Source organism: Streptomyces smyrnaeus (assembly GCF_017676345.1).
Lineage (GTDB): Bacteria > Actinomycetota > Actinomycetes > Streptomycetales > Streptomycetaceae > Streptomyces > Streptomyces smyrnaeus.
Genome location: NZ_JAFFZM010000008.1, coordinates 76,571 through 103,122, shown reverse-complemented (window position 1 = coordinate 103,122; position 26,552 = coordinate 76,571). Strand labels below are relative to the sequence as shown.

Genomic DNA, 26,552 nt, shown 5'->3' with positions numbered 1-26,552 from the left:
ACCGCCGATACCCGCAGCTCAAAAGGTGTCCCAACGGCTGACGCCGCCCGCTGGTTCCCCGTCCGCCGCACAGAATGGATGTGGGCTCGATCACGGGGCGGCGCAGTGTAGCAGAGGGTGCGCCCATGCTTGTGAAGGCCCTCACGAAGTGCCCCCCACCGGTGGGTGGATACTCGATTTCATGAGCACCACGGAGCGTCCCCGAATCCTCGTAGTGGGTGGCGGGTACGTCGGTCTGTACGCAGCGCGGCGCATCCTGAAGAAGATGCGCTACGGCGAGGCGACCGTAACGGTCGTCGACCCGCGGTCGTACATGACGTACCAGCCCTTCCTCCCCGAAGCTGCTGCCGGCAGCATCTCCCCCCGCCACGTCGTGGTCCCCCTGCGACGCGTGCTCCCCAAGGCGGAGGTCCTCACCGGCCGCGTCACCTCGATCGACCAGGACCGCAAGGTCGCCAACGTCTCGCCGCTGGTCGGCGACGCGTACGAGCTGCCCTTCGACTACCTGGTCATCGCGATGGGCGCCGTCTCGCGCACCTTCCCCGTGCCCGGTCTCGCCGAGAACGGCATCGGCATGAAGGGCGTGGAGGAGGCGATCGGCCTGCGCAACCACGTCCTCGAGCAGCTCGACAAGGCGGACTCCACACAGGACGAGGAGGCCCGCCGCAAGGCCCTCACCTTCGTCTTCATCGGTGGCGGCTTCGCGGGTGCGGAGACCATCGGCGAGGTCGAGGACATGGCTCGGGACGCCGCCAAGTACTACCCCAACGTCAAGCGCGAGGACATGCGGTTCGTCCTCGTCGACGCGGCCCCCGGGATCCTTCCCGAGGTGGGCCCCAAGCTCGGCGAGTGGGGCCTGGAACACCTCAAGAAGCGCGGCGTCGAGGTCTATCTGAACACCTCCATGGAGTCCTGCGTGGACGGCCATGTCGTGCTCAAGAACGGGCTGGAGGTCGACTCCAGCACCATCGTGTGGACCGCGGGCGTCAAGCCCAACCCGGTGCTCTCCCGCTTCGGTCTGCCGCTCGGTCCCAAGGGCCATGTGGACGTGGACGCCAGCATGCAGGTCAAGGGCATGGACTACGCCTGGGCCGCCGGTGACAACGCGCAGGTTCCGGACCTGGCCTCCGACAAGGAGGGTGCGTTCTGCCCGCCCAACGCGCAGCACGCGCTGCGCCAGGCCAAGGTGCTCGGGGACAACGTCATCTCCGGCATGCGCGGCTTCCCGCAGGGCAAGTACAAGCACGCCAACAAGGGCGCCGTCGCCGGCCTGGGCCTGCACAAGGGCGTCGCGATGATCGTCTTCGGCAAGACCAGGATCAAGCTGCGCGGTCGCCTCGCCTGGTACTTCCACCGCGCGTACCACGGCATGGCCGTCCCCACCTGGAACCGCAAGATCCGGGTCTTCGCCGACTGGACGCTCGGCATGTTCCTCAAGCGCGAGGTCGTCTCGCTGGGCGCCATGGAGCACCCGCGCGGCGAGTTCTACGAGGCGGCGGCGCCGGTGACGGCGGCCGCGCTCGGCAAGTCGACGGCGTCCGCGCCCGCCGACAACAGCAAGGCGACCGCCGACAGCCGGGCCGACAGCCCGGTGGACGGCAAGGGGGAGAAGGCGACCGCCTCCTCCTGACCCGTCACCGCCGACCCGCGGCAGGGTCGGTGGGGTCGGCAGGGCCCCGGCTGACGGCCGGGGAGTGCGCCGTGCACGTCCGAGAGGGGCGTGAGCCATCCGTGGGGCTCACGCCCCTCTCGTCGTTTCCGCCGTACCGAAATCACCGGTCCGTTGGGCACAGTGGGCATACACCCACCCCCGCCCGCGTTACGTGTACGGGGAATCCACCCCTTCCTGACACGGAGGTGTGCTCAATGGCCGGTGCCGCACAACGGATCGTCGCGCTCGCGGAGCAGCTGCTGGGAACCCCCGTCCCGGTCCGGGTGCGGGCCTGGGACCACAGCGAGGCGGGACCGCCCTCGGCCCCCGTACTGGTCGTACGCAGCCGACGGGCCCTGCGCCGTGTGCTGTGGCGGCCGGGTGAGTTGGGGCTGGCGCGGGCCTGGGTCGCCGGGGAGCTGGACGTGGAGGGCGATCTCTACCGGGCGCTGGACCTGATGGCCGGACTGATCTGGGAGCGGGACGAGCAGCCCGGCTCCGGCCCCGGGTCCGTAGCCGCCGCCAGGTCCGAAGCCGCGTCCGAGGCCGGCGAGAAGGCCGACAGCGCCCCCTCGTTCGGCCCGGGTTGGGCACGCGGCGCGCTGTCCCTCGCCCGCGATCCGGCGAGCCGCCGGGCCGCCGCAGAACTGCTGCGGCTGGCCGGCCCCGGACTGCCGCCCCCGCCGCCCGCCGAGGAGGCCCGCCGCCGCACCGGGCTGCGCCACACCCTCGGCCGCGACCGCAAGGCCATCAGCCACCACTACGACGTCGGCAACGACTTCTACGAGCTGGTGCTGGGCCCCAGCATGGTCTACTCCTGCGCCTACTGGCGCCCCGACGGCACCCTGGAAGAGGCCCAGCGCGACAAGCTCGACCTGATCTGCCGCAAGCTCGCACTGCGAGAGGGTCAGCGGCTGCTGGACGTCGGCGGCGGCTGGGGCTCCCTCGTCCTGCACGCCGCCCGCAACTACGGCGTACGCGCCGTCGCCGTCACCCTCTCCCGCGAACAGGCCGCCTACGGCCGCAAGCGGATCGCCGAGGAAGGGCTGGCGGACCGCGTGGAGATCCGCGTCCAGGACTACCGCGAGCTCGCAAGGGAGGAGGCGGGGCGAAGCGCCTCGTCCGGGGGCGACGGTCGGGCGACGGGCGGGCCCTACGACGCCATCTCCTCCGTCGGTATGGCCGAACATGTGGGCGCGGCCCGCTACCGGGAGTACGCCGACGACCTCTACGCCCTTCTGAAGCCGGGCGGGCGGCTGCTCAACCACCAGATCGCGCGTCGGCCGCTGGAGGACGAAGAGGCCTACGAGGTGGACCCGTTCATCGACGCCTATGTCTTCCCCGACGGGGAGCTCGCCCCGATCGGGCGCACTGTGGGACTGCTGGAGCGGGCGGGCTTCGAGGTGCGGGACGTCGAGTCGCTGCGCGAGCACTACGCGCTGACGCTGCGCGCCTGGGTACGCAATCTGGAGGCGGACTTCGCCCGGGCCGCGCGGCTCACCACGCCGGGCCGCGCCCGGGTCTGGCGCCTCTACATGGCCGCCTCGGCGCTGGCCTTCGAGCGCAACCGGATCGGTGTCAACCAGGTGCTGGCCGTCAAGACCCCCGAGTCCGGCGGCTCGGGGCTTCCGCTGCGTACCCGCCGCTGGACGGCGGACGCGACGGCGGACGCGACCGCGGACCCCGCCGCACGGGACTGACGGCGTACGCCTCGGCGCCTCGGCCGGTCCCGCGCGCTGGGCCGGCGGCGCTGCGCCGACGCGTCGCCGCGTCGGCTCCGGGGGCGGCTGTCGGCCCGGCAGCCGCCCCCGGGTACCAGCGCGCCCGCCCACCCACCCCTTCGGGGCGGATGGGCGGGCGGGGGAGTGCGCGGAGGCGGCGGGCCCCTGCCGGGTCACTCCGTCTTGATGGCGGCCAGCATGTTGAGTCGGGCCGCACGCCGTGCGGGCCACAGGGCGGCGAGTACGCCCACCAGCGCGGCGAGGGCGAGGAAGATGCCCAGCCGTCCCCAGGGCAGGACGAGCGTGTAGGTGTCCAGCGAGCTGCCGATCAGCTCACCGGCGGCCCAGCCGAAGAAGATGCCGAGGCCGATGCCGAGCACCCCGCCGAAGAGCGAGATGACCAGCGACTCCAGCCGCACCATCCGCTTGATCCCGCGCCGGTCGAGACCGATGGCGCGCAGCATCCCGATCTCCTGGCCGCGTTCGAAGACCGACATGGCCAAGGTGTTGATCACACCGAGCACGGCGACGATGACGGCCATCGCGAGCAGCCCGTACAGCATGTTCAGCAGGATGTTGATCATCTGCGCGATGCCCTCGGAGATGTCCTTCTTGTCCTGTACGAGGACCGCCGGGTTGTTGCCCAGCTGCTTCTCCAGGGACTTTTTGACCTGCTCGGTCGCGCCGTCCTTGGTCTTGGCGAGGACCTGCATGTCCGCGACCTTCTCCAGGTGCGGGGTGATGGCCTTGTTGTCGACGATGATCCCCTTGATCATCTCGTTGCCCTTGTAGAGCCCCGCGACCGACAGCCGGCCCTTCTCACCGTCGTCGTAGGTCACCTGGAAGCTTGAGCCGGGCTTCCAGCCGTACTGCTTGGCCGTGTCGGTGTCCACGACGACCTGCTTGCCGCCGGCGATGCCGGACCAGCCGCCCTTGGTGAAGTCCAGCGAGGTGAGCTGGGCGATGGTGGAGCCGTTGACACCGGTCAGGTATTCGGTGTCGCCGTCGATCTCGGCCGGCGCGTTGCGCAGCGGCGAGGTGGCGGTGACCTCGTCGGACCCGGCCAGCTTCTTCTCCACCTCGGGCGAGAGGGGGGTGAAGTTGGCCATCGAGACCGTGTAGTCGGCCTTCAGCGACTCGGACGCCATCTTGTCGACGGCCTTCTGCACGCCACTGGCGATGACCGTCAGCCCGGTGATCAGCGTCAGCCCGACCATCAGCGCGGAGGCGGTGGCCGCCGTGCGGCGCGGATTGCGTACCGCGTTCTGCCGGGCGAGCTTGCCGCTGACGTTGAACAACCGCAGTACCGGCGCCGCCGCCGCGATCAGCGGGCGGGACAGCAGCGGGGTGAGGACGAAGACGCCGACCAGCAGCAGAGCGGCGCCCGCGCCCATGGGCGCCTTGCCGCCGTCGTCCATCCTGGTCGCCATCAGCACCAGCACCGCACCCGCGGCGGACAGCAGCGCGCCGATGGTGTTGCGCACGATCAGCGAACGGGTCGTCGCGGGGGCGTGGACGCTGCCCATCGCCGCGACCGGGGGGATCCTTGCCGCACGCCGCGCGGGCAGCCAGGCCGCCAGCACGGTGATGACGACGCCGACCAGCAGCGAGATGACGACCGTGGACGGTTCGACCACCAGCGGCCCGTCGGGCATGGTGCCCATGGTGCCGACCAGGGCGCGGAGTCCGGCTCCGATGCCGATACCGGCCGCCATCCCGGCCAGCCCCGCGACGGCACCGACGGCCAGCGCCTCGATCAGCACCGATCGGGTGACCTGGCGGCGGCTGGCACCCACCGCGCGCAGCAGCGCCAGCTCCTTGGTGCGCTGGGCGACCAGCATGGTGAAGGTGTTGGCGATGATGAAGATGCCGACGAACAGCGCGATCCCCGCGAAGGCCAGCAGGCTGGTCTTCATGCTGGACATGCTGGTCTCGATGGCCCTGGACTCCTCGTCGGCCAGCGTCTTGCCGGTGACGGCCTCGGAGTCGGCGGGCAGGATCTTCTCGGCCCGCGCCTTGAGCGCGGCCTGGGAGACGCCGGGCTCGGCCTTGACCTGGATCTCGGTGTACTCGCCGGGCTTGGCGAACAGCCGCTGGGCCGTGGCGTTGTCGAACAGGACGAGGGTGCCGCCCGCGGCGACATTGCCGTCGTCGGTGGTGAAGATGCCGGTGACCTTCTCCGTACGCACCGGGCCGTTCACCGACATCCGGACGGTGTCACCGACCTGGTAGCCGGTGCGCTCCGCGGTCTTGGCGTCCAGCGCGATCTCGCCGGGCGCACGCGGGGCCGCACCGTCCTTCATCGGGTAGCGCGGGTCGGAGCCCTTGCCGTCCCGGCCGGCGTAGTAGTTGGCGCCCTCGGTGGAGAAGCCGTCGCCGACGAGCTTGCCGTCCTTGTCGGAGAGGGCGGCGAAGCCGGAGACGACGCCGGTCGCGGACTCGGCGCCGGGCAGCTCCTCGGCCCGGTCGAGGGTGCGCTGGCTCAACGGCGTGACGGAGTCCCGGCCCTCGGGCGCGTCGCCGCCGTCCTGGCGTATGGAGATGTCGACGTTCGCGTAGCCCTTTTCGGAGCCCTTGTGGAACGCGTCGGAGATGGTCGAGGTGAAGACCAGGGTGCCGGAGACGAAGGCCACGCCGAGCAGCACGGCGAGCATGGTCATCAGCAGTCTGGCCTTGTGCGCGAAGACGTTGCGCAAGGCGGTTCGGAGCATGAGGAAGTCCTGGAGGGTCCTTCTACGAGAAAGCAGCTGGGCGGGCGTGGCGGAGGCGCGGCGCGGGGAGCGGGTGGCTCAGCTCGTCCGGGCCTTGGCGTCGAAGGACTTCATCCGCTCCAGCACGCTGTCGGCCGTCGGGCCGGTCAGGTCGTCGACGATGCGGCCGTCCGCGAGGAAGACGACCCGGTCCGCGTAGGCGGCGGCCACCGGGTCGTGGGTGACCATGACCACCGTCTGGCCCAGTTCGCGGACGGAGTTGCGCAGGAAGCCGAGGACTTCGGCGCCCGCACGGGAGTCGAGGTTGCCGGTGGGCTCGTCCCCGAAGATGATCTCCGGCCGGGAGGCGAGGGCACGGGCGACGGCGACGCGCTGCTGCTGGCCGCCGGAGAGCTGGTTGGGCCGGTGCTTGAGCCGGTCGGCGAGGCCGACGGTCTGGATGACGCGGTCCAGCCACGCCTTGTCCGGCTTGCGGCCCGCGATGTCCATCGGCAGCGTGATGTTCTCCAACGCGTTGAGCGTGGGCAGCAGGTTGAACGCCTGGAAGATGAAGCCGATGCGGTCGCGCCGCAGCTGGGTCAGCTTCTTGTCCTTGAGCGAGGTCAGTTCGGTGTCGCCGATGCGGGCGCTGCCGCTGGAGATGGAGTCGAGGCCTGCCATGCAGTGCATCAGCGTGGACTTGCCGGAGCCCGAGGGGCCCATGATGGCGGTGAACTCGGCCTGCCGGAACTCCACCGATATCCGGTCCAGGGCCACGACCTGGGTCTCCCCCTGGCCGTAGACCTTGGACAGGTCCGTGGCCCGCGCCGCGGCGACGCCGGTGCTCGAACGGTCTGCGGTGGCTCCGGGGTACGGGCCGCCCGCGGGGTGGTGCTGGCGGGTGCTGGTCGTCACGGCGCGGTGCTCCTGTCGGATGTCGGTCGAATGCGGATCGGAACTTTCCCTGTGCCTCCATCGTTTCGTCGGATCCGCCTTCCGGGATCAGCCGCGACTCTTGTTTCCGGGACAGTCTTCGGAGGTAGCTGTCGGCCCGACGGTCATCCTTGGGTATGACGGCGGACCCTGAGACGGAGGAGGGGCGGCAGAGGAGCCGTGGCCCGCATGCGCCGCTGGCATATGACGCTGGTGGACTTGGGACGTGAGCGTGGGTGACTGAACGGCGACTTTCCGTCATTTCTGGCGAGCCGGACGCGCGAGGGAGACCGCTGCGAAGTGGCGCATGTGACACTGATGGCCCGTCAGTTGCCAATAAAATAAGACAACATCGGTCTGTCGATCCGCTGTTCGGGGGATGACCCTGGATAGGCTCGTCCCGTGCCCTGGGAAGGGCCGTCTGCGCCCAAGGGCGTACGACGCGGTCCAGGAGCCGGTGCCCGGATGGTGGAATGCAGACACGACGAGCTTAAACCTCGTTGGCCTTTAAGGGCCGTGCCGGTTCAAGTCCGGCTCCGGGCACTTCCTGCCCCCGGGTTCCCTGAGTCGTTTCCGGGGTTCCCTGATCCGGGGGTCGGCCTGTCGGGCCGCCCCGTTCCACTCGCCGCGGGGGCGCGCGGCGTATCGCGCCGCGTGCTGGTAGACCTTCGCGCTGCCCCGGTCAGGTGAGGCGGAGGCGGTGGTGGAAGGTGCGCAGGGTGTCACCGATCAGCTCGGTGGGCGAGAGGCGGAAGTGCCAGAGGGTGCCGGGGCGGAGCAGGCCGGCGCCCTGCCGCTCGACGCCCTTCAAGCCCTGGAAGAGGCACATCAGAAGCGGACGGTAGAGGAACTGGACTTCCGGGTCGGCGTCGTCCAGGGCGGCACGGGCGGCCTCGAAGGCGGCGCGGGCCTTGCCGCAGGCGTGGGCGAGGAGGGCTCGGACCGCGGGGGTGTCACGGCCGGCCTCCAGGTCGGCGCGGGTGACACCGAAGCGCCGCAGGTCGGTCTCGGGGAGGGGGAGGAAGCCGTCTCGCAGGTCCTCGGCCAGGTCGGCGAGATCGTCCCAGCGCTGGGCGGCGTCGAGGGCCAGTCTCGACGCGGTCTCGTTGCGCGGATGGCGCGGGACGCGGCAGGCGGCGAGCAGCAGGCGGGCGACCGGCATGTTGCTGCGGTCGACGTTGTCGTGGTGGTCCTGCTCGGTCGCGTAACCCGTCAGCCCCAGTCGGCAGGCCTGCCCCGCCAGGCAGTCGTGGACGTCGGCAGGATCGAGGGGGCGTACGTGCACCGTGTGCAGAAAGGCCCGCAGGAAGGGCTGTTCGGCGCTGCCGGTGGCCAGCCCCCGCCGGACCTGCTCCGCCCAGGCGTGGAAGGCCGCCGGGTCGCACTTGTGCACCGGCACATCCGCCAGGCAGTCGGCGTGGATGCCCAGGGCGGCCACGGTGAACAGGTGCGGCTGCCAGGCCGGTGGGACCAGGAGGCGAGCGGGGGGATAGGCGCCGGGGTACCGGCGGGCCACCACATGTGCTGCCGCGGTGTAGTCGCCGCGCAGTCGGCCGTGGGGGATCCCGGCCAGGTGCAGTGTGCGCTGCCAGGGCGTGGCCCGGGTCAGCAGTTGACGCAGCAGCGGCGGACCGGGCGCGGTCACGGCAGCCGGCTCGCGCGTTCGGGCTTCGTCGATTCGGCGGTGAGCTGGTGCAGGGCGAACCGGGCCGTCTCCCGCAGCCCGTCCCGCAGGGTGGTGCCCAGCTGGGAGGCGATCGCCGTGGGCAGTCCGAGCAGGGCCGTCGGGCCGGGCGGGGAGATACGGCCGCCGACCGCCACGGCCTCGGTGGCGCCGACCGTGTCGGCTGTCTCGGCCCCGCCGACCCTGTCGTACGCGTCGGCCGCGTCCGTCGCCCCCAGATTGCCGAAGCGGCGCCGGCGCTGATGGAAGAGCTCCATGGCGTGCCGGAAGTGCGAGGCGCGGAAGTCGGGCCACAGTACGTCGAGGAAGACGAGCTCGGCGTAGGCGCTGTGCCACAGCAGGAAGTTCGACAGCCGGTACTCGCCCCCGGTGCGCAGCAGCAGGTCCACGTCAGGGAGTTCGGGCAACTGCATGTGCCGGGCGAGGACCTCGGTGGTGATCTGCTCGGCCGGGACCTCCCGGGCGGCCAGGGAGCGTGCGGCCTCGCACAGGTCCTGGCGGCCTCCGTAGTTGAACGCCAGGCTCAGCTGGAGGGTGGTGTTGTCGCGGGTGAGCTCCTCGGCTTCGCGCAGCCTGTTGACCGCCTCTGCGGGCAGGCGGGGGTCCTCACCGCCCAGCAGCCGCAGCCGTACCCCGCGCTTGTGCATGCGCTGGGCCTCCCGACCGATCACATGCTGGGCGAGGAAGCGCACCAGGAAGCTGACCTCTTCCTCCGGGCGTGACCAGTTCTCCGTGGAGAAGGCGAACAGCGTCAACCACTCGACCTTCTCCTCCAGCGCGCTGTCCAGGATCGCTTCGAAGGAAGCCCTGGCGGCCATGTGGCCGTGGGTGCGCTCCAGTCCGCGGTGCTGTGCCCAGCGGCCGTTGCCGTCCATGATGCAGGCGATATGCCTGGGAGGAGTCCTGGGTGTCATCCGCCCTCCAGTGGGCACGCAGAGCAACTGTCCTTGTTCGGAGGGTAGATGCCCGCTGTGGGCGGTCGTATCCCTTCGCCACCGCGCTTCCCCTGATATCGGGACGGGCCGGCCCATGGCAGGCCGACTGCAGCGGATTCTCGGCGTGGTGCACGCCTGCCACGCAGCCGCCTCGACGGGGCGGACGACGTGACGGACCGTGCGGCGGAGTCCTGCGGCGGGGCCGGACTCGCCCGCGACGGGACGGAGTTGCACGGGCCGCGGGTCCCTGGCGGGGCGGCGGCCCAGTAGGGTGCGCGGCGTGACCGAGAACCCTTCCCTTCCACGCTCCTTCCGGCTCCTCGTCACGGGGGGAGGTACCGGCGGACACACCTATCCGGCCCTGACCGCGATCAGGACGTTGCAGGCGCGGCTGGCCGCGGACGGCGGAACGCTCGACGTCCTGTGGATCGGCACCCCGCACGGGCTGGAGGCCCGCGTCGCCCCGGCCGAGGGCATTCCGTTCACGACGGTGGCGACGGGCAAGATCCGCCGGGCCGCGAACCCGCTCAAGATGATCAGCCCGGCGAACGTCAAGGACATGGCGCGGGTGCCGCTCGGCGTCGCCCAGGCGCGCAGGATCGTGTCCGACTTCCGGCCGGACGTGGTCCTGGCGACCGGCGGCTACGTCGCCGTACCGGCCGGGCTCGCCGCCCGTATGTGCAAGCGTCCGCTGGTGCTGCACGAGCAGACCGTGCGGCTCGGGCTGGCGAACCGGAAACTGGCGTCGTCGGCCGCGCGGATCGCGGTCTCCTCGGAGTCGTCCCTGCCGCTGCTCCCGGAGGCGGTGCGGGGCTCGGCCGTCGTCACCGGCAATCCGGTGCGGCCGGAGGTGCTGAGCGGGCACGCGGACAAGGCGGTCGCCGCGCTCGGGCTGCACGGCTTCGATCGACGGCTCCCGACCCTCTACGTCACCGGCGGCGCGCAAGGCGCGCAGCAGATCAACGACGTGGTCCGGGACGCTCTCCCGTGGCTGCTGGAGCGCGCCAACGTGGTGCACCAGTGCGGGCCCGCGAACGTCGAGGCGCTGCGCGCCGGCGCGGCGGCCCTCCCGCCCGGACTGGCGGACCGGTACCACCTGGCCGGGTTCGTCGGCCCGGAGCTGCCCGACGTCCTGGCGCTCGCCGATGTGGTGGTGTCCCGCAGCGGCGCCGGCACCCTCGCGGAGCTCACCGCGCTCGGCAAACCGGCCGTCTTCGTGCCGCTGGCCTCCTCGGCGGGGAACGAGCAGGAGCACAACGCACGGCATCTCCAGGACACCGGCGCGGCCGTCGCGCTCACCGGCGATGTCACCGCTGACCGGCTCCGGGACGCTCTCGGGCCGCTGCTCACCGACCCGGCGCGGCGTGCGGGGATGGCGGAGGCGGCCCGGGCACACGGACGGCCGGACGCGGCGGACAGGCTCGTGGACGTACTCCTGTCCGCCGCCTCCGGCTGACCCGTCGGGGCCTCGCACCACGGGAGGGCCCGGGGTGCCCCGGCCTCGACGACAGGGACGACGTCGGCGAAGGCTTCCCGGTCCCCGCCCATGGACCGGGAACCTTCCCGCTCGCCGGGGCCGAGGCCGGGCCTCGGCCCCGGTGGCCCCTTCGGCCGCGCGGGGCCCGGCGTGCGCTCAGCGGGTCTCCAGGCGGAGCCGCAGCTGCTTCTCCTGGTCCCCGGCGACCTCCAGCACCTCCACCACACCGAACGCCTCCAGAAGTACGCGGTGCAGCCGTTCGACCGCCTGCGGGGACCCCTGCAGTTCCGCCGTCACCGGTGAGCCGAGCGGGACGGCGTCCGGTCGTCCGCTGTCGCGCGAGACATCGAACCGGCACAGCCACACATTGGCCTTGCGGCCCTCGGGCTGCAGCTCCGCCCAGTCCGAGGGGAACAGTCCGCCCAGCACCCTGAAGACCGCCTCGGCGTCCTCGCAGGCACAGTCGCTGAGCTCCACGGATACTTCCATCTCCCCTTCCGACATCTCCGCCGTCATGGTGCGGGCCTCCCTTTCTGCGGCTGGTTCTCGCGAATTCGCTCCAGGCCCAATATCTGCCCGCAGGTACCCGTTCGGCGTGATCCCAACCGGCGATTCGCCTGCCCGGTGTGGCGCGTACGCCCGGGCGGTGAGGAAGGGCGCAATGGAAGGTCTGTGCTCGCAGTCCCGCATCCACCGCCAGGAGGTAACCATGGCAACCACCCGAACGCTCGCGACCGTCACCGTCAGCCTGCCCGTCGCCGAGCGCATGGCGTCGTACGTCTTCTACCGGGACGGGCTGGGCCTGGAGGCCGTCGGGAAGCTCGCCGAGGACGGGGTCCCCGAGCCGCTGCGGTTCATCGTCAACGACGGACTGCGGCTCATGCTCATCCCCACCGGCGGTTTCGACTGGATCACCGGTGACCACGCCGTCGCACGTCCGGGGCACAGCGAGTGCGTCCTGGCCGTGCCCGTCGCCGAGGAGCGGGACGTGGACGAGCTGGTCGCCGCCGCCGTGCGCGCCGGTGCCCGGACGGTCAGCGAACCGGCACATCAGCACTGGGGCTACGCGGGCTCCTTCGCCGACCCGGACGGCCACATCTGGCTGATCCGGGCCGAGACGGCCGGCGACACCCGCTGAGGCGAGCGGGGACGAGCGGGGGGCGTGGGCGGACCCCGTGGAAGAGCGGACCCCGTGGAAAAGCGGTTGAGCGGGCCGGTGCCGGCTGTCACGGTGACGCGGTGATCGATCCTGGACTCTCCGGACGCACCGTGCTCGTGACCGGCGCCGTGGGCGGGATCGGCGAGGCGACAGCGCTCGCCTTCGCCCGTCTCGGGGCCCGGGTCGCCGCGCACTGGTACCCGGCCGACAGCGGCCCGCAAGACGTCCCGTTCGCGCACAGTACGCCGGGGCGCGCGGAAGCCGAGGCGCTGTTGCGGCGGCTGCGCACCGCGGGCGCCGCGGCGGCCGCGCTCTTCCCCGCCGACCTCGCGGACGGCGCGGCGGCCGGCCCGCTGCTCGACGCCGTCGCCGACCGGCTCGGCCCGCCCGACGTGCTGGTGAACAACGCGGCGCACTGCGAAGCCGTCGACGGCGCCGACGAGCTGACCCCCGCTCTGCTGGAGCGCACCTATCGGGTCAACACCTTCGCGCCCGCCCTGCTGACCGCCGACCTCGCCCGGCGGGGCCGGGAGGCGGCCGTGGTCAACGTCTCGACGGACGCGGCACGTGCCTTCCCCGGGCAGACCGCTTACGGCACCTCCAAGGCAGCCCTGGAGGCCGTCACCCGCTCGACGGCACTCGACCTGGGCCCGCGCGGCATCCGCGTCAACGCCGTCGCGCCCGGGCCGGTGCAGACCGGCTGGATGCCGGGCGAACTCGTCGAGCGGGTCGTCCCGCAGATCCCGCTGCGCCGGGTCGGGCTGCCGGACGACATCGCGGACGCCGTTGTCTTCCTCGCCTCCCGACAGGCCCGCTGGATCACGGGTCAGGTCCTCCAGGTCGCCGGCGGCCACGCGCTCTGAGGCAGCCGCAGGTGGGCGCGCTGTCCACGTGCCGGAAATCACTGGGGCGGCCGAGCCGGGCGCTTCTAAGCTGCGGGAATGACTCCCAGCACGCTCGCGGGCCCCGCTCCCGCCACCGCCCCCGCGCCCCCGCTCGCCGCCCGTGCGGCCTCCGTGGGCTCCTCCCCCGTACGGGAGATCCTGGCGCTGACCGAACGGCCCGAGGTGATCTCCTTCGCCGGGGGGCTGCCGGCGCCCGAGCTCTTCGCCGCCGAGCCCATCCGCGCCGCCTACGACCGGGTGCTCAGCCAGGAGCCGCGGCGGGTGCTGCAGTACTCCACCACCGAGGGCGACCCGGCGCTGCGGGGAGCCGTGGCGGGGCGGCTGGCGGAGCGGGGGCTGCCCACCGGGCCGGAGGAGCTGCTGGTGACCACCGGGTCCCAGCAGGCCCTCACCCTGCTGGCGACCGCGCTGCTGGAGCCGGGCGACACCGTGCTGGTGGAGGACCCGACGTATCTGGCCGCGCTGCAGTGCTTCGGTTTCGCGGGGGCGCGTGTGGTGCCCGTCCGCTCCGGCGACGAGGGCGTGGACCCGGTGGCGCTGGCCCGGGCGGTGGAGCGTGAGCGGCCCAAGTTGCTCTATCTGATACCCACCTTCCAGAACCCGACCGGACGCACCCTTCCGCTCGCCCGCCGCCAGGCGGTCGCCGAGGTCGCCGCGCGGTACGGGACATGGATCGTCGAGGACGACCCGTACGGCGAACTGCGGTTCGAGGGCGAGCACGTGCCATGGGTCGCCTCGCTGCCGCGGGCCGCCGACCGCACGGTGCTGCTGGGCAGCTTCTCGAAGGTGATGGCTCCCGGGCTGCGGCTCGGCTGGCTGCGCGCACCCGCCGCACTGCGCCGCGCCTGCGTCATCGCCAAGCAGTCGCTGGATCTGCACTGTTCCACGGTCGACCAGGCGGCAGCCGCCCGCTATCTGGCGGACAACGATCTGGACGCGCACCTGGCGCGGGTCCGCGACGCCTACCGCGAGCGCCGCGACGCGCTGCTCGACGGACTGCGCGGGGCCCTGCCGCCGGGCAGTACGTGGAACCACCCGCAGGGCGGCATGTTCGTGTGGGCGCGGCTGCCGGAGGGCTACGACGCGACCGAACTGCTGCGCGAGGCGGTCGCCGCCGATGTCGCCTACGTTCCCGGTGCGCCCTTCTTCGCGGGGCCGCCCGACCCGTCGTCGTTGCGGCTGTCGTTCACCACGCACACGCCGGAGGAGATCCGGGAGGGGCTGCGGCGGCTCGGCGGCGTGCTGCGCTCCGCAGCGCTGTAGTCGCCGGGGCCCTGCGGGGACCGGCCGCGGGGGAGGGCGAGGGCCAGTAGCGCGATGGCGCCCAGCACGGCCGTCATGGTGCCGAACACGCGCCCGTACGCCGTCCCGTCCGGCCCGGCGACCGCGAAGAGCGCGGCCAGCCCGAGGGCGCCGCCGAACTGCTTCGAGGTGTTCATCAGCCCCGAGGCGGCACCGGCGTCCTCGGCCGGCACCCCCGCGGTGACCACCGCCGTGGTGGGGGTGACGAACACGGCGCTGCCGAGCGAGAACACCACGGCGGGGCCCAGCACCCCCGCCAGATAGCCGCTGTCCGCCGACACCGTGCTCTGCCACGCGAATCCGGCTGCGCACACCACGGCGCCGCACAGGATGAGCGTCCGGTGCGCGAAGCGGCGCATCAGCCGCGGTGTCACCCACACGGCGACCGCCGCACCGGTCAGCGTGTGCGGCAGGAAACCCAACCCGGTGCGGAGCGCCGAATAACCCAGCACGTCCTGCATGTAGAACGTGAGGAAGTACCAGACGGGGATCTGCAGGCAGGCGCCCGCCAGCAGCACCACGGTGTTGCCCACCGCGACCGTGCGCTGCCGAAGCAGCCGCGGCGGGATCAGCGGCTCGGTGGCCCACCACCGCTCCACGGCGACGAAGACGCCCAGTGCGGCCGCACCGCCCACCAGGGCCCACACGGTCGCCGGGTCGGCCCAGGAGGTGTCAGGGCCGCGGCTGACGGCGAAGGTGAGCGCGGCCATGCCGCAGGTGACGGCGAGCGCTCCGGGCACATCCGGTCTGCGGCGCCCCGCTGTCGACCGTGCGTCGCCCCGGGGCAGATGGCGCAGCGCGGGCCACAGCGCAGCGCACCCCACCGGGACGTTGACGAGCAGTACGGCGCGCCAGGAGAGGGCGTCGGTGAGGACTCCGCCGAGGAGGTTTCCGGCGGCCCCGCCCACGGAGGAGACGGCCGTCCAGACCGCCAGCGCCCTGCTGCGGCGCGGCCCTTCGGGGAACGCCGTGGTCAGGACGGTCAGCGTGGCGGGTGCCAGTACGGCCGCTCCCACGCCCTGCGCCGCCCGGGCGGCGACGAGGAGGCCCGGTGCGGTGGCGAGGCCGCCCGCCAGGCTGGCCGCCGTGAACAGGGCGAGGCCGGCGGTGAACACCCGGCGGTGGCCGAACAGGTCGGCCAGTCTGCCGCCGGGCAGCAGCAGCCCGGCGAACGCCAGCGCATAGGCGGTGGCGACCCAGGAGAGCCCGCCGCCACCGGGTGCGAACCCGAGCGCGTCCCGGATGGCGGGCAGTGCGACGTTCACCACGGACACGTCCAGCACCACCATGAACTGCGCCGCACAGGCGAGCACCAGTACGGGTGTCGCCCTGGTCGTCATGGGACTCCTCGGGGTGGGGCGAGCTTTCCGATGTGGTCGCACTGTAAAGCCCACCAGAACACCTTTTCAATGTGGCAGCATTGGAAAGCCAACTGTCCGGCCACATCGCCCGGCCGGCGTCCGGCCACGACGAGAGGAACCGGCGAGATGTCCCCGCGCTCCAGCACCCGCACCCGCGGCCCCGGGCTGCACCACGACCGGCGGCGCACCCAGATCGCCGACGCGGTGCTCGACGTCGTCGCCGAGCGCGGGCTGCCCGCCGTCTCACTGACAGAGGTGGCCGCACAGGCAGACGTCTCGCCGGGCAGGGTCCAGCACTACTTCCCGACCAAACGGAAGCTGATCGAGGCGGCCTTCGACCGGGGCAACGAGTTGAGCGCGGCACGTATCCGCTCCCGGCTGGGCGCCGACCCCGCCGACGCGGCACCCGATGAGGTCCTCGCGGTCGTCCTGGACGAACTCGTCCCGTACGACGCCGCGTCGCGCGCTCATCTGAGGGTGCGCCACGATTTCAACGCCCGCGCCCTCGCCGACCCGGACATCGCCGAGCGCGTGCGGGCGCTCCACGCCGGTCTGCACCGGCGCCTGGCGGCATGTCTGGAGCAGTGCCTCGCCCCGGGCCGGCGGCCGGAGGGCGGCGCCGAAGGAGCGGTCGTCGCGCTGGTGGCCCAGGCCGAGGGCCTCGCCTATCACGTCCTGCTGGGAACGGTGCGCCCGGACGCCGCGCGGACAACCGTGCGCAACGCCTTGCGGGCGGCCCTCGCCTGAGGCCGGCGGGTCTTGCTTCCGGGGCCGGACGCCTCTTGAATGGGTGCTGTGTCGCGTGGCGCTGCCGCTGGTACGGCAGCGTCATGGAGGCACCATGACGTGAGGAGTGCATCGTGGGTACACACACCGCCGGGCTCGTCTGACACGTGACCTGTGACGGCCTGCGCACAGCGCAGCCGCCGGTCCGCGCCGCCGCCTGACAGAGCGGGCGCGCCTTCTTCTCTCTCCTTTCCTTCCTTGTCCCTGTACCGGGCCTTGTCCCTGTACCGGGCTCTCCTCACCCCTGGGCTCACCCGTGCGCGCGCTCGCGCGCCCCCTGTGCGGTCAGGAGCGCCCCTTGTCCATGGAGCTGATTTCTTGACCTCTTCACCCGTCCGGTCCACCCCGCCCCGCGTCACGGACTTCAACCGCGCCGTCGTCGAGGAGTTCCGTGCCAACTCCGGCCGGGTCGGTGGGCCCTTCGCCGGGGGCGACCTGCTGTTGCTGACGACCCGTGGTGCGCGCAGCGGCCGGGAGCAGACCTCCCCGCTCGGATTCGTCCGGGACGAGGACGGCCGTCTTGTGGTCGTCGCCTCGGCGGGCGGTGCGCCGCACAATCCGGCCTGGTACCACAACCTGCTCGCGCATCCGATGGTCCGGGTGGAGGTAGGGGAGGACGCGTTCGGCGCCGTGGCCGTGCCCGCCGAGGGGGCCGAGCGCGAGCGGCTGTTCGCGCGGGTGGTCCGGCAGCAGCCCGGATACGCCGACTACCAGGCGCGGACCGACCGACCGCTGCCCGTCGTACGGCTCGAACGCCCGTACCCTGAGACCCCGTTCACCGGCCTGGTCGACAAGCTGCTGGAGGTGCACACCTGGCTGCGTGAGCAACTGCGCCATGTGGCGGCCGAGGCGGAGGCGCACTTCGCGGCGCGGAGCCGGGCCCAGGGCGCCCCGCCCCCCTCGCTCGGGCTCCAGATCCGCCAGCACTGCCTCGCCTTCTGCGAGTCCCTGCACATCCACCACACCTCGGAGGACCAGGCGGCCTTCCCCGCGCTGGCCAGGAGCCACCCGGACCTCGCCCCGGCGCTGGAGCGGCTGCGTGCCGAGCACGGCACGGTGGACCGGATCCGGCGGGAGCTGGAGTCGCTGCTGGCCGATCTGACGACGGCCGACCCGGACCGCTTCCGTGCCGAACTCGCCCGGATGACGGCAGAGCTCGAAGCGCACCTCGACTACGAGGAGGAGGTGCTGATCCCGCCGCTGTCCGCCATGCCGCTGTCCTGACCCGCGGGGCGCAGCCGTGCGCCGACGCGGCCGAGCGCGTGGGCGAGGACGTCGAGTTCGTCGCGCTCCAGCACGTCTATCAGGGCGGCGCGGACAGCCGCCACATGGCCGGGGGCCGCGGCACGCAGCGTGTCGCGGCCCTCCGGGGTGAGCACCGCCAGGACACCTCGTACATCGGTGGGGCAGGAGCGGCGCTCGACCAGGCCGTGCTTCTCCAGCTGGCTCACCTGGTAGGTGAGACCGCTCTTGGAGGTGAACAGGCCGTGTGCCAGATCGGTCATCCGGACCTCGCCGCCGGGTGCCGCCGAGAGGCGGACGAGGATCTCGTACTGCGCGTGGGAGAGCCCCGCGTCCTCCTTCAGCTGCTGCTCAAGATGGCGGGAGACACGGCTGGTGGCCTCCAGGAAGCCCTTCCAGGCCGCCATTTCCCGCTCATCGAGCCACCTGGTTTCAGCCATGGCGTCCATCCTACTCGGTTGTTCAAATTCAAACATCCTTGTTACGGTCGAGCCCGTCCCAGTTCTTCAAATCTGAACCACCTGTCGGCCCGTCCGCCGTTCAGCCGTAGGAGGCTCCGCTCATGTCGTCCCCCCACGCTCCCGAGACCCCTGACAGCGCGCGACATCTCCAGCCGTCCCGCGTCCCCGGAGGATCCGACGCCGCTCCCACCGAGCAGTCGGGCCACGACGCCGGGCTGCTCGTCCTGCGTCTGGCGGTCGGGCTCACCATCGCGGCGCACGGTTCGCAGAAACTGTTCGGCTGGTTCAGCGGCGGTGGCATCGACGGCACCGCGCAGTTCTTCGAGTCCTCCGGTTACCCCTCGGCGAAGACGATGGCCGTCGTCGCCGGACTCACCGAGACCCTCGGCGGACTCGGACTCGTTCTGGGCCTGCTCACTCCGCTCGCCGGCGCCGCGGTGTTCGGCACCATGCTCAACGCCCTCGCGGTGAAGTGGGGCGGCGGCTTCTTCGCGCCCCAGGGGGTCGAGTACGAACTGCTGCTCGCCGCGGGGGCCGCGGCGCTCACCCTCACCGGCCCCGGCCGGCTGGCGGCCGACCGGGTGCTTCCGCTGCCGCGCCCGCACCGGCTCACCCACGGCGTGGGGGCGCTCGTCCTCGGGGCCGTGCTCGCGGGTGTCGTTGTGCTCACGCGCTCCTGAGCACCTCTCGAACCCTGGCGTGCGCACGACGCCACAGGTGTGAGATGGGCCGCACCCGGGTGAGGCCGGTGAACTGTAAGGGAAGTGGAACAATAGACAGCTTTCCTTCGTTCTTGACTCTGCACTAGCGTGCTGTTTTTGCTAACGCATTACGCTGGACCGCAAGGCCGCGCAGTGTGGCCATGGAGGAGTGAGATGAGGAGCAGCAACCCGGTCTTCTCGCGACGGGGGTTCAGCCGTTCAAACGGCTATGCCGGTTTCGACGCCCAGCAGCAGCAGCCGCCGCAGGCCGGGAACCCCTACGCGACGAACCCCTACGCCGCGAACCCGTACGGCCAGCAGACCAACCCGTACGCAGCCCAGCAGACCCAGGCCCCCGGTCAGCCCTACGCCCCGCCGGCCGCACCGCCGTCCGCCGGGCGGATGACGCTCGACGACGTCGTCGCCCGAACGGGTATGACCCTCGGGCTCGTCATCGTCACCGCAGCCCTCGCCTGGATCACCGGACTGTCGCTGCCGCTCGCGTTCGGCGCCGGCCTCGTGGCGATGGTGCTGTCGCTCGTGCAGGCGTTCAAGCGCAAGCCGTCGCCCGCGCTCATCCTGGCGTACGCCGCCTTCGAGGGCCTCTTCCTCGGCGCGCTGAGCAACTTCGTCAACCAGTTCGTGAACGGCGCCGCCATGCAGGCGGTGCTCGGCACGCTGGCGGTCTTCACCGCCGTCCTGGTGCTCTACAAGACCCGCATCATCCGCGTCACCCAGCGGTTCTACCGCTTCACGATCGCCGCAGCCATCGGCTTCGTGCTGCTCATGGCCGTCAACATGCTCTTCGCCGTCTTCGGCGGCGGTGACGGCCTCGGCTTCCGCAGCGGTGGCCTGGGCATCCTCTTCGGTGTCGTCGGCATCGTGCTCGGCGCGCTGTTCCTCGCACTGGACTTCAAGCAGGTCGAGGACGGCATCGCCTACGGCGCCCCCAAGGAGGAGTCGTGGCTGGCCGCCTTCGGGCTGACGCTCACCCTGGTGTGGATCTACCTGGAGTTCCTGCGGCTGATCGCCATTCTGCAGGGCGACAACTGATCGCCGGCCGGCAGTGGCGCACACTGCCGGCGGCCGGCGGCTGAAACGCTGCGAGGGCCCGGGAGGTGGCTACCACCTCCCGGGCCCTCGGCGTGCTCGCGTCCTTTGCGGCCTAGGGTCTTCGGCGGGGTCTTCGGACGGTCCATCCGGACCGGGACAGGAAACGCGGCCTAGCGGTGGCGCGCTGCGCGCCGCAGGTCGTGTTCGTGGATGATCGCTTTGGCGTGCCCGTAGGCGAGGTTGTGTTCACCGCGGAGCCAGCTCACCTTCTCCTCGAAGCGGAGCAGGGAAGGGCCCTCATCGACCGCGCGGAGCCATTCGGAGACTTCGCGACCAGTGCAGTGAGGAATGCGGGACAGCATGTTCCGGTGGGTCTCTTCGGAGAAGACTTGGGACATCGGCGCCTCCGGACGCTTCTGCAATGAGTCCTTGACGACACGTTGCCTGAGCGTTCGTGCGTTGGCAACAGTGCGGGGGCGCTGCACCGGCGCACGGACGCATAAGCTGGGGGCGTGCCCCCTGTCGACACCCGCCCTCTGAACGACGCCGTGGAACGGCTCGCCGACCGGCTGCGTGCCCTCCCGCAGAGCACCCTGCGGCGCGGCGCCGCCGCGGAAGGGCTCGCGCTCGCCAGGGAGTTGGCGCTGCTGGCCCAGCGGGTCGAGTTCCCCGAGGGCGGGATGTCCCGGGTGCTGCCCGACGCCGGCCTCTTCGCGGTCGGCGACCAACTCGCCGTCGCGGGTCACGATGTGGTCGCGGCGCTGGAGACGGCCCCCGGCGCCCTCGCCGAGTCCGCCCTGCGCGAAGCCCTCCAGCTGCTGGAGAGCTCTGCGCTGTCCTCGCGGGGCGCCGCCCCGCGAGGGGCTACAGGGGCGTGATGACGCGGTCGGCCAGCAGGTAGGCGGTCCGGCCGTCGGGGAAGCCGAAGGTGAGGGTGTAGGAGCCGGCGATGGAGGAGCCCCCCATCAGCACCGGGGGCTCACCCCGGCGCACACCGTCGGCCAGCGCCTCGCTCGTGGCGCGGTGGCCCGGCGACAGGCACACCGTCGTACCGTCCTCGAAGACATAGACGTCCAGCGTGCCCAGCGGCCCGGGGCGCACATCCGCCAGCGGCGTCTGCGCCTCGGCGAGTTCGCCCAGCCGCTCGACGGTGCGCTCGTGGTAGGTGACGGTCGGGGTCGCGGGTGACGGCGCGGCACCGGGGGCGACCGGCTCGCCGTTGAGGTTGTAGTCCGGCTGGGAGGGGTGGCGGCGACGGGCCGCGGCCAGCCCGGGGGACTCCGTCCCCGGGCTGTCGTCCTCGTCCGCCGAGCGGCCCGCCTCCACCGCGTCCAGGGCCGCGCGGGAGTCCTCGTCCCCGTCGGGTTCGCCATCCGTGCGCGCGTAGGGGGCCACGTCCACCTCGATCTCGATGTCCATGTCCCCGTCCTCCGGGCCCGGCTGGCGGGGGATGAACGCGGCGCCGGCGTCGGGGTCCAGCAGCTCGTCGAGTTCGTCGGTGAGCTCGTCACCGAGGTCGCCCGGTGCGACCTGGTACTCCGTGCCGTGGCCCGCCAGCAGCGAGCCCGTCCCGGGCTCCGCGTCCCGCGCCTCCTGCGCTGCCCAGAAAGCACGGGCCTCCGCCAGTTCGCGCTCGCGCTCGTCGGCCAGCGCGGCCGCGACGGCGGCGCGGATCTCGTGCGAGAAGTCGCCGGCCACCGCGGCCCGGCCCGTGCCGGGCTCGTCGGCCGACGCCTCGCGGGCCCGCGGGATCGCGGTGGCCGGGTCGGCTGTCGGTGCCGTCTCCAGTTGGGTACGCAGCGCCGTCAGCTGGCGGCGCAGGCCGCGCGCCGTGTGCAGTGCCGCACCGCCCAACGCGGTGGCCGCGGCCGCCGCGCACAGCAGGATGAGGGATATGGCGCTCACTGACTTGACTCCCGGTTCCGGTTCGGTCCCCTGATTCGGTCCCCCCGGTCATTGCCCCTGTCTTCCTACAACAGCGCTGTATTCCTACAACAGCGTTGCGGGGAAGGTTGTTCAAGGTTCTTCGACCGTAGTGCAAATCCCGTCGAACTGGACAGGGGAAACCGGGGACCTGTTCCGCACGCACCGCTGTGACCTGCGAGAACGTCACGCCCCCAGGGTGTATATCACATCCTGGGGGCGCTTCGGTCTCGTCGTTGTATAGGCGGTGCCCGCAAGCCCGTGACGCCGGTGGGTCAGCTCAGCCGCTCGAGCACCATCGCCATGCCCTGGCCGCCGCCGACGCACATGGTTTCCAGGCCGAACTGCTTGTCGTGCCACTGGAGCGAGTTGAGCAGCGTCGTGGTGATGCGGGCGCCGGTCATCCCGAAGGGGTGACCCACCGCGATGGCGCCGCCGTTGACGTTGAGCTTGTCCAGGTCGATGCCGAGGTCCTGGTAGGAGGGGATCACCTGGGCCGCGAACGCCTCGTTGATCTCCACCAGGTCGATGTCGCCGATCGACATGCCCGCGCGGGCCAGCGCCTGCTTGCTCGCCTCGACGGGGCCGTAGCCCATGATCTCGGGGGAGAGCGCGGACAGGCCGGTCGACACGATGCGGGCCAGCGGCGTGAGGCCCAGCTCGCGGGCCTTGGTGTCGGACATGATCACGAGCGCCGCGGCACCGTCGTTGAGCGGGCAGCAGTTACCCGCCGTGACCAGACCGTCCGGGCGGAACACCGGCTTGAGGCCCTCGACGCCCTCCAGGGTCACCCCCGGCCGCGGGCCGTCGTCCTTGCTCACGACCGTCCCGTCCGGGGTGGTGACGGGGGTGATCTCGCGCTCCCAGAAGCCGTCCGCGATGGCCTTCTCGGCGAGGTTCTGGGACCGGACGCCGAACTCGTCCATCTCACGGCGCGTGATGCCCTTGTGACGCGCCAGGTTCTCCGCCGTCTGCCCCATGGCGATGTAGACGTCCGGGACCTTCCCCTCCTCGCGCGGGTCGGTCCAGCCCTCTCCCCCCTGTTCGGCGCGGGCTGCGGTGCGGGCCTCGGCCTCGGCGAAGAGCGGGTTGTGGGTCTCGGGCATCCCGTCGGAGGAGCCCTTGACCGAGCGGGAGACCATCTCGACGCCCGCCGAGAGGAACACATCGCCCTCGCCCGCCTTGATGGCGTGCAGCGCCATCCGGGTCGTCTGCAGGGACGAGGAGCAGTAGCGCGTGATGGTGCAGCCAGGCAGATGGTCCATGCCCAGCTGGACGGCGACCACGCGGCCGAGGTTGTGGCCCTGCTCCCCACCGGGGAGGCCGCAGCCCAGCATCAGGTCGTCGATGTCGGCCGGGTCCAGCTGAGGCACCTTGGCGAGCGCCGCCTTGACGATCTCGGCCGTCAGATCGTCCGGACGGACGTCCTTGAGGGAGCCCTTGAAGGCGCGGCCGATGGGGGAGCGGGCGGCGGAGACGATCACTGCTTCGGGCATCGGGGCTCCTGGGAGTCGGCGAGTGGCTACGCAGCGGAAGCTACCCGCCCGTAGGGTGCGGGTCACGGCCCTGGCCATGTGATGCGGGCCTCTTCTAAGCGTTTGCTTTTTCCGCTCCGCGGTCAAGTGGCTGCCCGCCCGATGACCCCACTCCCTCCCGTCCCTCCCGCCACGACGGCACGGCACCCCCGCTCGGAGGGGCGCCGTGCCGTCGTGGGAGCCCCGCCCTCGCGGGGGCGGGGCTGTGCTCAGCGGGTCTCGGCGCTGGGCTGCGGCCTGGGGCCCGTCTCCTCCAACGGCGGCAGTCGGCGCCGTCGGCGGTGCTTGAGCAGGGCCCAGGGGCCGCGCATGCCGGCGACCTCCGTGCCGCCCTCGGCCGCCGCCTCCGCCGCGGCGCGGGCGACGGGCAGGATGCCTTCCCGCCGCCGGACGTCGGGCCGCTCGTCCTCGGTCGGCCACAGCCCCAGCGCGGCGCACAGTGTGGGCAGTATGGCCATCGCGGCCGTCGCGTACCCCTCGGCGGAGGGGTGGTAGTTGTCGGGGCCGAACAGCTCGCGCGGATTGGCGGAGAACTCGGGTCCCAGCAGATCGCCCAGCGAGACCGTGCGGCCGCCCTCCTCGACGACGGCGATGGTCTGGGCGGCGGCCAGTTGACGCGACAGCCGCCGCGCGATCCAGCGCAGCGGCTGTCCGACGGGCTCGACGCTGCCCAGGTCGGGGCAGGTGCCGACCACCACCTCGCAGCCGGCCGTGCGCAGCCGCGCCACCGCGTCCGAGAGGTAGCGGACCGAGCGCGCGGGGGGCATGCGGTGGGTGACGTCGTTGGCGCCGACCATGATGACGCACACGTCGGGTGCCTCGGACAGCTTCCGCTCGCTCAACAGCAGGGTGATCTGCCGTTCCAGATCGTCGGACATGGCGCCGGAGAGCGCCACGTTGCGCAGTTCGACGGGGCGTTCGGCGATGGCGGCCAGCGCCGAGGCCAGCAGCGCGCCGGGGGTCTGCCGCGGCCGGTGGACGCCCTGGCCCGCGGCCGTGGAGTCGCCGAGGAAGGCCAGGCGCAGCGGCTGTCCGGAGTAGAGCCTGCCGAAGGCACTGCCGTACAGACCGTCGGCCTGTGGCGGCTCGTCCTCGGAGCCGCCGATATGACGTTTCGCCAGTTGGAGCTCGGTGAAGAGCAGCCCGACCGCCGCTCCACCGACCAGGCCGAGTCCGCCGCCTCCATAGGCGGCCGCGGTCGCGATTCGCCGGGCTACTCTCGCGCTCGACGCCTTCGACATCGGCATTGTGCTCTTCCGCCTCCCGAGTTCTCGGTCCCACCGGTTTTCGCGCTCATGGGCTCATGGCTGCTGGGTCGCTTCTGTATGTTCGGTCGCGGTTGTCTGCGCATCGCGGTCGTGTGTTTCTCGTTTCGTGGCGTCCGGTGCCCGGTTTCGGGTTCCGTTCCCGGTTCCGGTCCGGCGTGCGCCGGGTGTGCGCCGGACCCGCGCGCCGGGTTCGCAACCTCCAAGACTGTGTTGCCCGGTGTGGCCCGCTCTGCAACGCACCTGGGGTGTGCACGTGTTGCCCCATAGGCTGTCGGGACGGGCTCGCGACCCCGCGGCCCTGCGACCACGACTACGCGCGGAGACCACGGTGCAGTATCACGAGTCGATGATCGAGCTTGTCGGAAACACCCCGCTGCTCAAGCTCAACAGTGTCACGGACGGCATCCAGGCCACCGTCCTTGCCAAGGTCGAGTACTTCAATCCAGGCGGTTCCGTCAAGGACCGGATTGCGCTGCGCATGATCGAGGCGGCAGAGGAGTCCGGCGAGTTGCAGCCCGGTGGTGTGATTGTCGAACCCACCTCGGGCAACACCGGTGTCGGACTGGCCATCGTGGCGCAGCAGAAGGGGTACCGGTGCCTCTTCGTCTGCCCCGACAAGGTCTCCATGGACAAGATCAATGTGCTGCGGGCTTACGGAGCGGAGGTCGTGGTCTGCCCCACGGCCGTCGATCCCGAACATCCCGACTCTTACTACAACGTTTCCGACAGGCTGGTCCGCGAAACCCCGGGCGCCTGGAAGCCCGACCAGTACAGCAATGCCAACAACCCCCGCTCGCACTACGAAACGACCGGCCCCGAGCTGTGGGAGCAGACAGGTGGCCGGATCACCCACTTCGTGGCGGGAATCGGCACCGGCGGCACCATCAGCGGCACCGGGCGATACCTGAAAGAGGTCAGTGGCGGCCGGGTGCGGATCGTGGGTGCCGACCCGGAGGGCTCGGTCTACTCGGGCGGTTCGGGCCGGCCGTATCTCGTCGAAGGCGTGGGGGAGGACTTCTGGCCCGACGCCTACGACCGGGACATCACCGATGAGATCGTGGCCGTCTCCGACAAGGACTCCTTCCAGATGACGCGGCGGCTGGCCAAGGAGGAGGGGCTGCTGGTCGGTGGCTCCTGCGGGATGGCGGTGGTCGGCGCGCTCGAGGTGGCCAAGCGGCTCGGGCCGGACGCCAAGGACGCAGTGGTGGTCGTACTGCTGCCGGACGGCGGACGCGGCTATCTGAGCAAGATCTTCAACGACGAGTGGATGAACGACTACGGCTTCCTGGAGGAGGGCGGCACCACGGGGGCCCGGGTCGGCGAGGTGCTGCGCTTCAAGGAGGGGCCGATCCCCTCCCTGGTGCATATGCACCCGGAGGAGAAGGTGGGCGAGGCCATCGAGGTGCTGCGGGAGTACGGCGTCTCCCAGATGCCGGTCGTCAAGCGCGGTGCGGGGCACCCGGATGTGATGGCGGCCGAGGTGATCGGTTCCGTCGTCGAACGGGAGCTGCTCGATGCGCTGTTCGCCCAGCGGGCCTCCCTCGACGACCCGTTGGACAAGCACATGAGTGCGCCGCTGCCGCATGTGGGTGCGGGGGAGAGCGTCGCCGACCTGATGGCCGTGCTGGAGGGCGCCGACGCGGCGGTCGTCCTCGCGGAGGGCAAGCCGAGCGGTGTGGTCAGCCGCCAGGACCTGCTGGCGTTCCTGGCGAACGAGGGCCGGTAGGAGCCGCCCCCGGGGTGCGGTGGCCTCCCCGCGCGGCGT

22 protein-coding genes, 1 tRNA gene and 1 pseudogene are annotated in these 26,552 nt (G+C 71.7%); 13 read left to right on the top strand and 11 right to left on the bottom strand.

Features of this window, described 5'->3' with window-relative positions; translation table 11 throughout:
• Positions 1–181 precede the first annotated feature (181 nt).
• Both JW613_RS14970 and JW613_RS14965 read left to right on the top strand, forming a co-directional pair.
• A complete protein-coding gene (locus JW613_RS14970; RefSeq protein ID WP_209211309.1) occupies positions 182–1,630 on the top strand; it encodes an NAD(P)/FAD-dependent oxidoreductase in 1,449 nt (482 codons plus the stop codon).
• A 236-nt stretch (positions 1,631–1,866) separates the two neighbouring features.
• Positions 1,867–3,351, top strand: a complete 1,485-nt coding sequence (locus tag JW613_RS14965; protein WP_209211308.1) for an SAM-dependent methyltransferase — start codon at positions 1,867–1,869, stop codon at positions 3,349–3,351.
• Positions 3,352–3,545: 194 nt separating this feature from the next.
• Here the strand turns inward: JW613_RS14965 and JW613_RS14960 are convergent, their stop codons facing one another.
• Both JW613_RS14960 and JW613_RS14955 read right to left on the bottom strand, forming a co-directional pair.
• Entirely contained in the window at positions 3,546–6,083 is a 2,538-nt protein-coding gene (locus tag JW613_RS14960) for an ABC transporter permease (RefSeq protein WP_209211307.1), read from the bottom strand.
• Positions 6,084–6,161: 78 nt separating this feature from the next.
• Positions 6,162–6,977, bottom strand: a complete 816-nt coding sequence (locus tag JW613_RS14955) for an ABC transporter ATP-binding protein (protein WP_209211306.1) — start codon at positions 6,975–6,977, stop codon at positions 6,162–6,164.
• A 477-nt stretch (positions 6,978–7,454) separates the two neighbouring features.
• Between JW613_RS14955 and JW613_RS14950 the strand changes: the two genes are divergently transcribed.
• Positions 7,455–7,538: transfer RNA gene (locus JW613_RS14950), tRNA-Leu, on the top strand.
• A gap of 139 nt (positions 7,539–7,677) precedes the next feature.
• Here the strand turns inward: JW613_RS14950 and JW613_RS14945 are convergent.
• Positions 7,678–8,640 (bottom strand): squalene/phytoene synthase family protein, encoded by a 963-nt coding sequence (locus JW613_RS14945; protein ID WP_209211305.1) that lies wholly within the window; start codon positions 8,638–8,640, stop codon positions 7,678–7,680.
• Positions 8,637–9,593 carry a polyprenyl diphosphate synthase gene (gene uppS / locus JW613_RS14940; RefSeq protein ID WP_209211304.1) on the bottom strand — a complete coding sequence of 319 codons (957 nt, stop codon included), beginning with the start codon at positions 9,591–9,593 and terminating at the stop codon, positions 8,637–8,639. The genes JW613_RS14945 and uppS overlap by 4 nt, the downstream gene beginning before the upstream one ends.
• A gap of 301 nt (positions 9,594–9,894) precedes the next feature.
• Between uppS and JW613_RS14935 the strand changes: the two genes are divergently transcribed.
• Complete coding sequence (locus tag JW613_RS14935) at positions 9,895–11,070, top strand: UDP-N-acetylglucosamine--N-acetylmuramyl-(pentapeptide) pyrophosphoryl-undecaprenol N-acetylglucosamine transferase (protein ID WP_209211303.1); 1,176 nt, start codon at positions 9,895–9,897, stop codon at positions 11,068–11,070.
• Positions 11,071–11,247: 177 nt separating this feature from the next.
• Here JW613_RS14935 and JW613_RS14930 read toward each other — a convergent pair whose 3' ends face one another.
• On the bottom strand, positions 11,248–11,607 hold the full coding sequence (locus tag JW613_RS14930) for a hypothetical protein (protein WP_099881684.1): 360 nt from the start codon (positions 11,605–11,607) through the stop codon (positions 11,248–11,250).
• Positions 11,608–11,800: 193 nt separating this feature from the next.
• On the opposite strand from JW613_RS14930, the gene JW613_RS14925 reads away from it, so the two are divergent.
• From JW613_RS14925 to JW613_RS14915, 3 genes are all read left to right on the top strand, one after another.
• A complete protein-coding gene (locus JW613_RS14925; RefSeq protein ID WP_209211302.1) occupies positions 11,801–12,229 on the top strand; it encodes a VOC family protein in 429 nt (142 codons plus the stop codon).
• A 101-nt stretch (positions 12,230–12,330) separates the two neighbouring features.
• On the top strand, positions 12,331–13,113 hold the full coding sequence (locus JW613_RS14920) for an SDR family NAD(P)-dependent oxidoreductase (RefSeq protein WP_209211301.1): 783 nt from the start codon (positions 12,331–12,333) through the stop codon (positions 13,111–13,113).
• Between the two features lie 78 nt (positions 13,114–13,191).
• Positions 13,192–14,418, top strand: coding sequence for an aminotransferase-like domain-containing protein (locus JW613_RS14915; RefSeq protein ID WP_209211300.1), 1,227 nt, complete (start codon positions 13,192–13,194; stop codon positions 14,416–14,418).
• A gap of 5 nt (positions 14,419–14,423) precedes the next feature.
• Here JW613_RS14915 and JW613_RS14910 read toward each other — a convergent pair.
• A pseudogene (locus JW613_RS14910) lies at positions 14,424–15,797 on the bottom strand (MFS transporter); the annotation flags it as partial.
• Between the two features lie 147 nt (positions 15,798–15,944).
• Between JW613_RS14910 and JW613_RS14905 the strand changes: the two are divergent.
• Together JW613_RS14905 and JW613_RS14900 are read left to right on the top strand one after the other, a co-directional pair.
• Positions 15,945–16,565 (top strand): TetR/AcrR family transcriptional regulator, encoded by a 621-nt coding sequence (locus JW613_RS14905; RefSeq protein WP_209211299.1) that lies wholly within the window; start codon positions 15,945–15,947, stop codon positions 16,563–16,565.
• A gap of 357 nt (positions 16,566–16,922) precedes the next feature.
• The gene (locus JW613_RS14900; RefSeq protein WP_209211298.1) at positions 16,923–17,828 is read left to right on the top strand and encodes a nitroreductase/quinone reductase family protein; all 906 of its coding nucleotides are present in this window, start codon (positions 16,923–16,925) and stop codon (positions 17,826–17,828) included.
• Here the strand turns inward: JW613_RS14900 and JW613_RS14895 are convergent.
• Positions 17,777–18,286 carry a MarR family winged helix-turn-helix transcriptional regulator gene (locus tag JW613_RS14895; protein ID WP_209211297.1) on the bottom strand — a complete coding sequence of 170 codons (510 nt, stop codon included), beginning with the start codon at positions 18,284–18,286 and terminating at the stop codon, positions 17,777–17,779. The two genes, JW613_RS14900 and JW613_RS14895, sit on opposite strands and share 52 nt — an antisense overlap.
• 122 nt (positions 18,287–18,408) lie before the next feature.
• Between JW613_RS14895 and JW613_RS14890 the strand changes: the two genes are divergently transcribed.
• Positions 18,409–18,987 carry a DoxX family protein gene (locus tag JW613_RS14890; protein ID WP_209211296.1) on the top strand — a complete coding sequence of 193 codons (579 nt, stop codon included), beginning with the start codon at positions 18,409–18,411 and terminating at the stop codon, positions 18,985–18,987.
• Between the two features lie 195 nt (positions 18,988–19,182).
• Positions 19,183–20,061: a Bax inhibitor-1/YccA family protein gene (locus JW613_RS14885; RefSeq protein WP_209211295.1), complete on the top strand. Its 879-nt coding sequence runs from the start codon at positions 19,183–19,185 to the stop codon at positions 20,059–20,061.
• Positions 20,062–20,231: 170 nt separating this feature from the next.
• Here the strand turns inward: JW613_RS14885 and JW613_RS14880 are convergent, their stop codons facing one another.
• Complete coding sequence (locus JW613_RS14880; protein WP_099881670.1) at positions 20,232–20,459, bottom strand: DUF4287 domain-containing protein; 228 nt, start codon at positions 20,457–20,459, stop codon at positions 20,232–20,234.
• Positions 20,460–20,573: 114 nt separating this feature from the next.
• Between JW613_RS14880 and JW613_RS14875 the strand changes: the two genes are divergently transcribed.
• Entirely contained in the window at positions 20,574–20,939 is a 366-nt protein-coding gene (locus tag JW613_RS14875) for a hypothetical protein (RefSeq protein ID WP_185017069.1), read from the top strand.
• On the opposite strand, the gene JW613_RS14870 is transcribed toward JW613_RS14875, so the two are convergent.
• The 3 genes from JW613_RS14870 to JW613_RS14860 all read right to left on the bottom strand — a co-directional run bounded on the left by JW613_RS14870 (position 20,926) and on the right by JW613_RS14860 (position 24,766).
• Positions 20,926–21,966: a hypothetical protein gene (locus JW613_RS14870; protein WP_209211294.1), complete on the bottom strand. Its 1,041-nt coding sequence runs from the start codon at positions 21,964–21,966 to the stop codon at positions 20,926–20,928. The two genes, JW613_RS14875 and JW613_RS14870, sit on opposite strands and share 14 nt — an antisense overlap.
• A 293-nt stretch (positions 21,967–22,259) precedes the next feature.
• Positions 22,260–23,480 carry an acetyl-CoA C-acetyltransferase gene (locus JW613_RS14865; RefSeq protein ID WP_209211293.1) on the bottom strand — a complete coding sequence of 407 codons (1,221 nt, stop codon included), beginning with the start codon at positions 23,478–23,480 and terminating at the stop codon, positions 22,260–22,262.
• A gap of 248 nt (positions 23,481–23,728) precedes the next feature.
• Complete coding sequence (locus tag JW613_RS14860) at positions 23,729–24,766, bottom strand: SGNH/GDSL hydrolase family protein (RefSeq protein ID WP_209211292.1); 1,038 nt, start codon at positions 24,764–24,766, stop codon at positions 23,729–23,731.
• Between the two features lie 349 nt (positions 24,767–25,115).
• Between JW613_RS14860 and JW613_RS14855 the strand changes: the two genes are divergently transcribed.
• Positions 25,116–26,513 (top strand): cystathionine beta-synthase, encoded by a 1,398-nt coding sequence (locus tag JW613_RS14855; protein ID WP_209211291.1) that lies wholly within the window; start codon positions 25,116–25,118, stop codon positions 26,511–26,513.
• Positions 26,514–26,552: the final 39 nt, after the last annotated feature.

What these genes read in the sequence shown, in the direction of transcription:
- JW613_RS14915 (WP_209211300.1), top strand. Translation starts at nt 13,192, where the DNA reads ATGACTCCCAGCACGCTCGCGGGCCCCGCTCCCGCCACCGCCCCCGCG.
- JW613_RS14930 (WP_099881684.1), bottom strand. Translation starts at nt 11,607, where the DNA reads ATGACGGCGGAGATGTCGGAAGGGGAGATGGAAGTATCCGTGGAGCTC.
- JW613_RS14925 (WP_209211302.1), top strand. Translation starts at nt 11,801, where the DNA reads ATGGCAACCACCCGAACGCTCGCGACCGTCACCGTCAGCCTGCCCGTC.
- JW613_RS14890 (WP_209211296.1), top strand. Translation starts at nt 18,409, where the DNA reads ATGTCGTCCCCCCACGCTCCCGAGACCCCTGACAGCGCGCGACATCTC.
- JW613_RS14960 (WP_209211307.1), bottom strand. Translation starts at nt 6,083, where the DNA reads ATGCTCCGAACCGCCTTGCGCAACGTCTTCGCGCACAAGGCCAGACTG.
- JW613_RS14880 (WP_099881670.1), bottom strand. Translation starts at nt 20,459, where the DNA reads ATGTCCCAAGTCTTCTCCGAAGAGACCCACCGGAACATGCTGTCCCGC.
- uppS (WP_209211304.1), bottom strand. Translation starts at nt 9,593, where the DNA reads ATGACACCCAGGACTCCTCCCAGGCATATCGCCTGCATCATGGACGGC.
- JW613_RS14970 (WP_209211309.1), top strand. Translation starts at nt 182, where the DNA reads ATGAGCACCACGGAGCGTCCCCGAATCCTCGTAGTGGGTGGCGGGTAC.
- JW613_RS14895 (WP_209211297.1), bottom strand. Translation starts at nt 18,286, where the DNA reads ATGGCTGAAACCAGGTGGCTCGATGAGCGGGAAATGGCGGCCTGGAAG.
- JW613_RS14865 (WP_209211293.1), bottom strand. Translation starts at nt 23,480, where the DNA reads ATGCCCGAAGCAGTGATCGTCTCCGCCGCCCGCTCCCCCATCGGCCGC.
- JW613_RS14965 (WP_209211308.1), top strand. Translation starts at nt 1,867, where the DNA reads ATGGCCGGTGCCGCACAACGGATCGTCGCGCTCGCGGAGCAGCTGCTG.
- JW613_RS14885 (WP_209211295.1), top strand. Translation starts at nt 19,183, where the DNA reads ATGAGGAGCAGCAACCCGGTCTTCTCGCGACGGGGGTTCAGCCGTTCA.
- JW613_RS14905 (WP_209211299.1), top strand. Translation starts at nt 15,945, where the DNA reads ATGTCCCCGCGCTCCAGCACCCGCACCCGCGGCCCCGGGCTGCACCAC.
- JW613_RS14860 (WP_209211292.1), bottom strand. Translation starts at nt 24,766, where the DNA reads ATGCCGATGTCGAAGGCGTCGAGCGCGAGAGTAGCCCGGCGAATCGCG.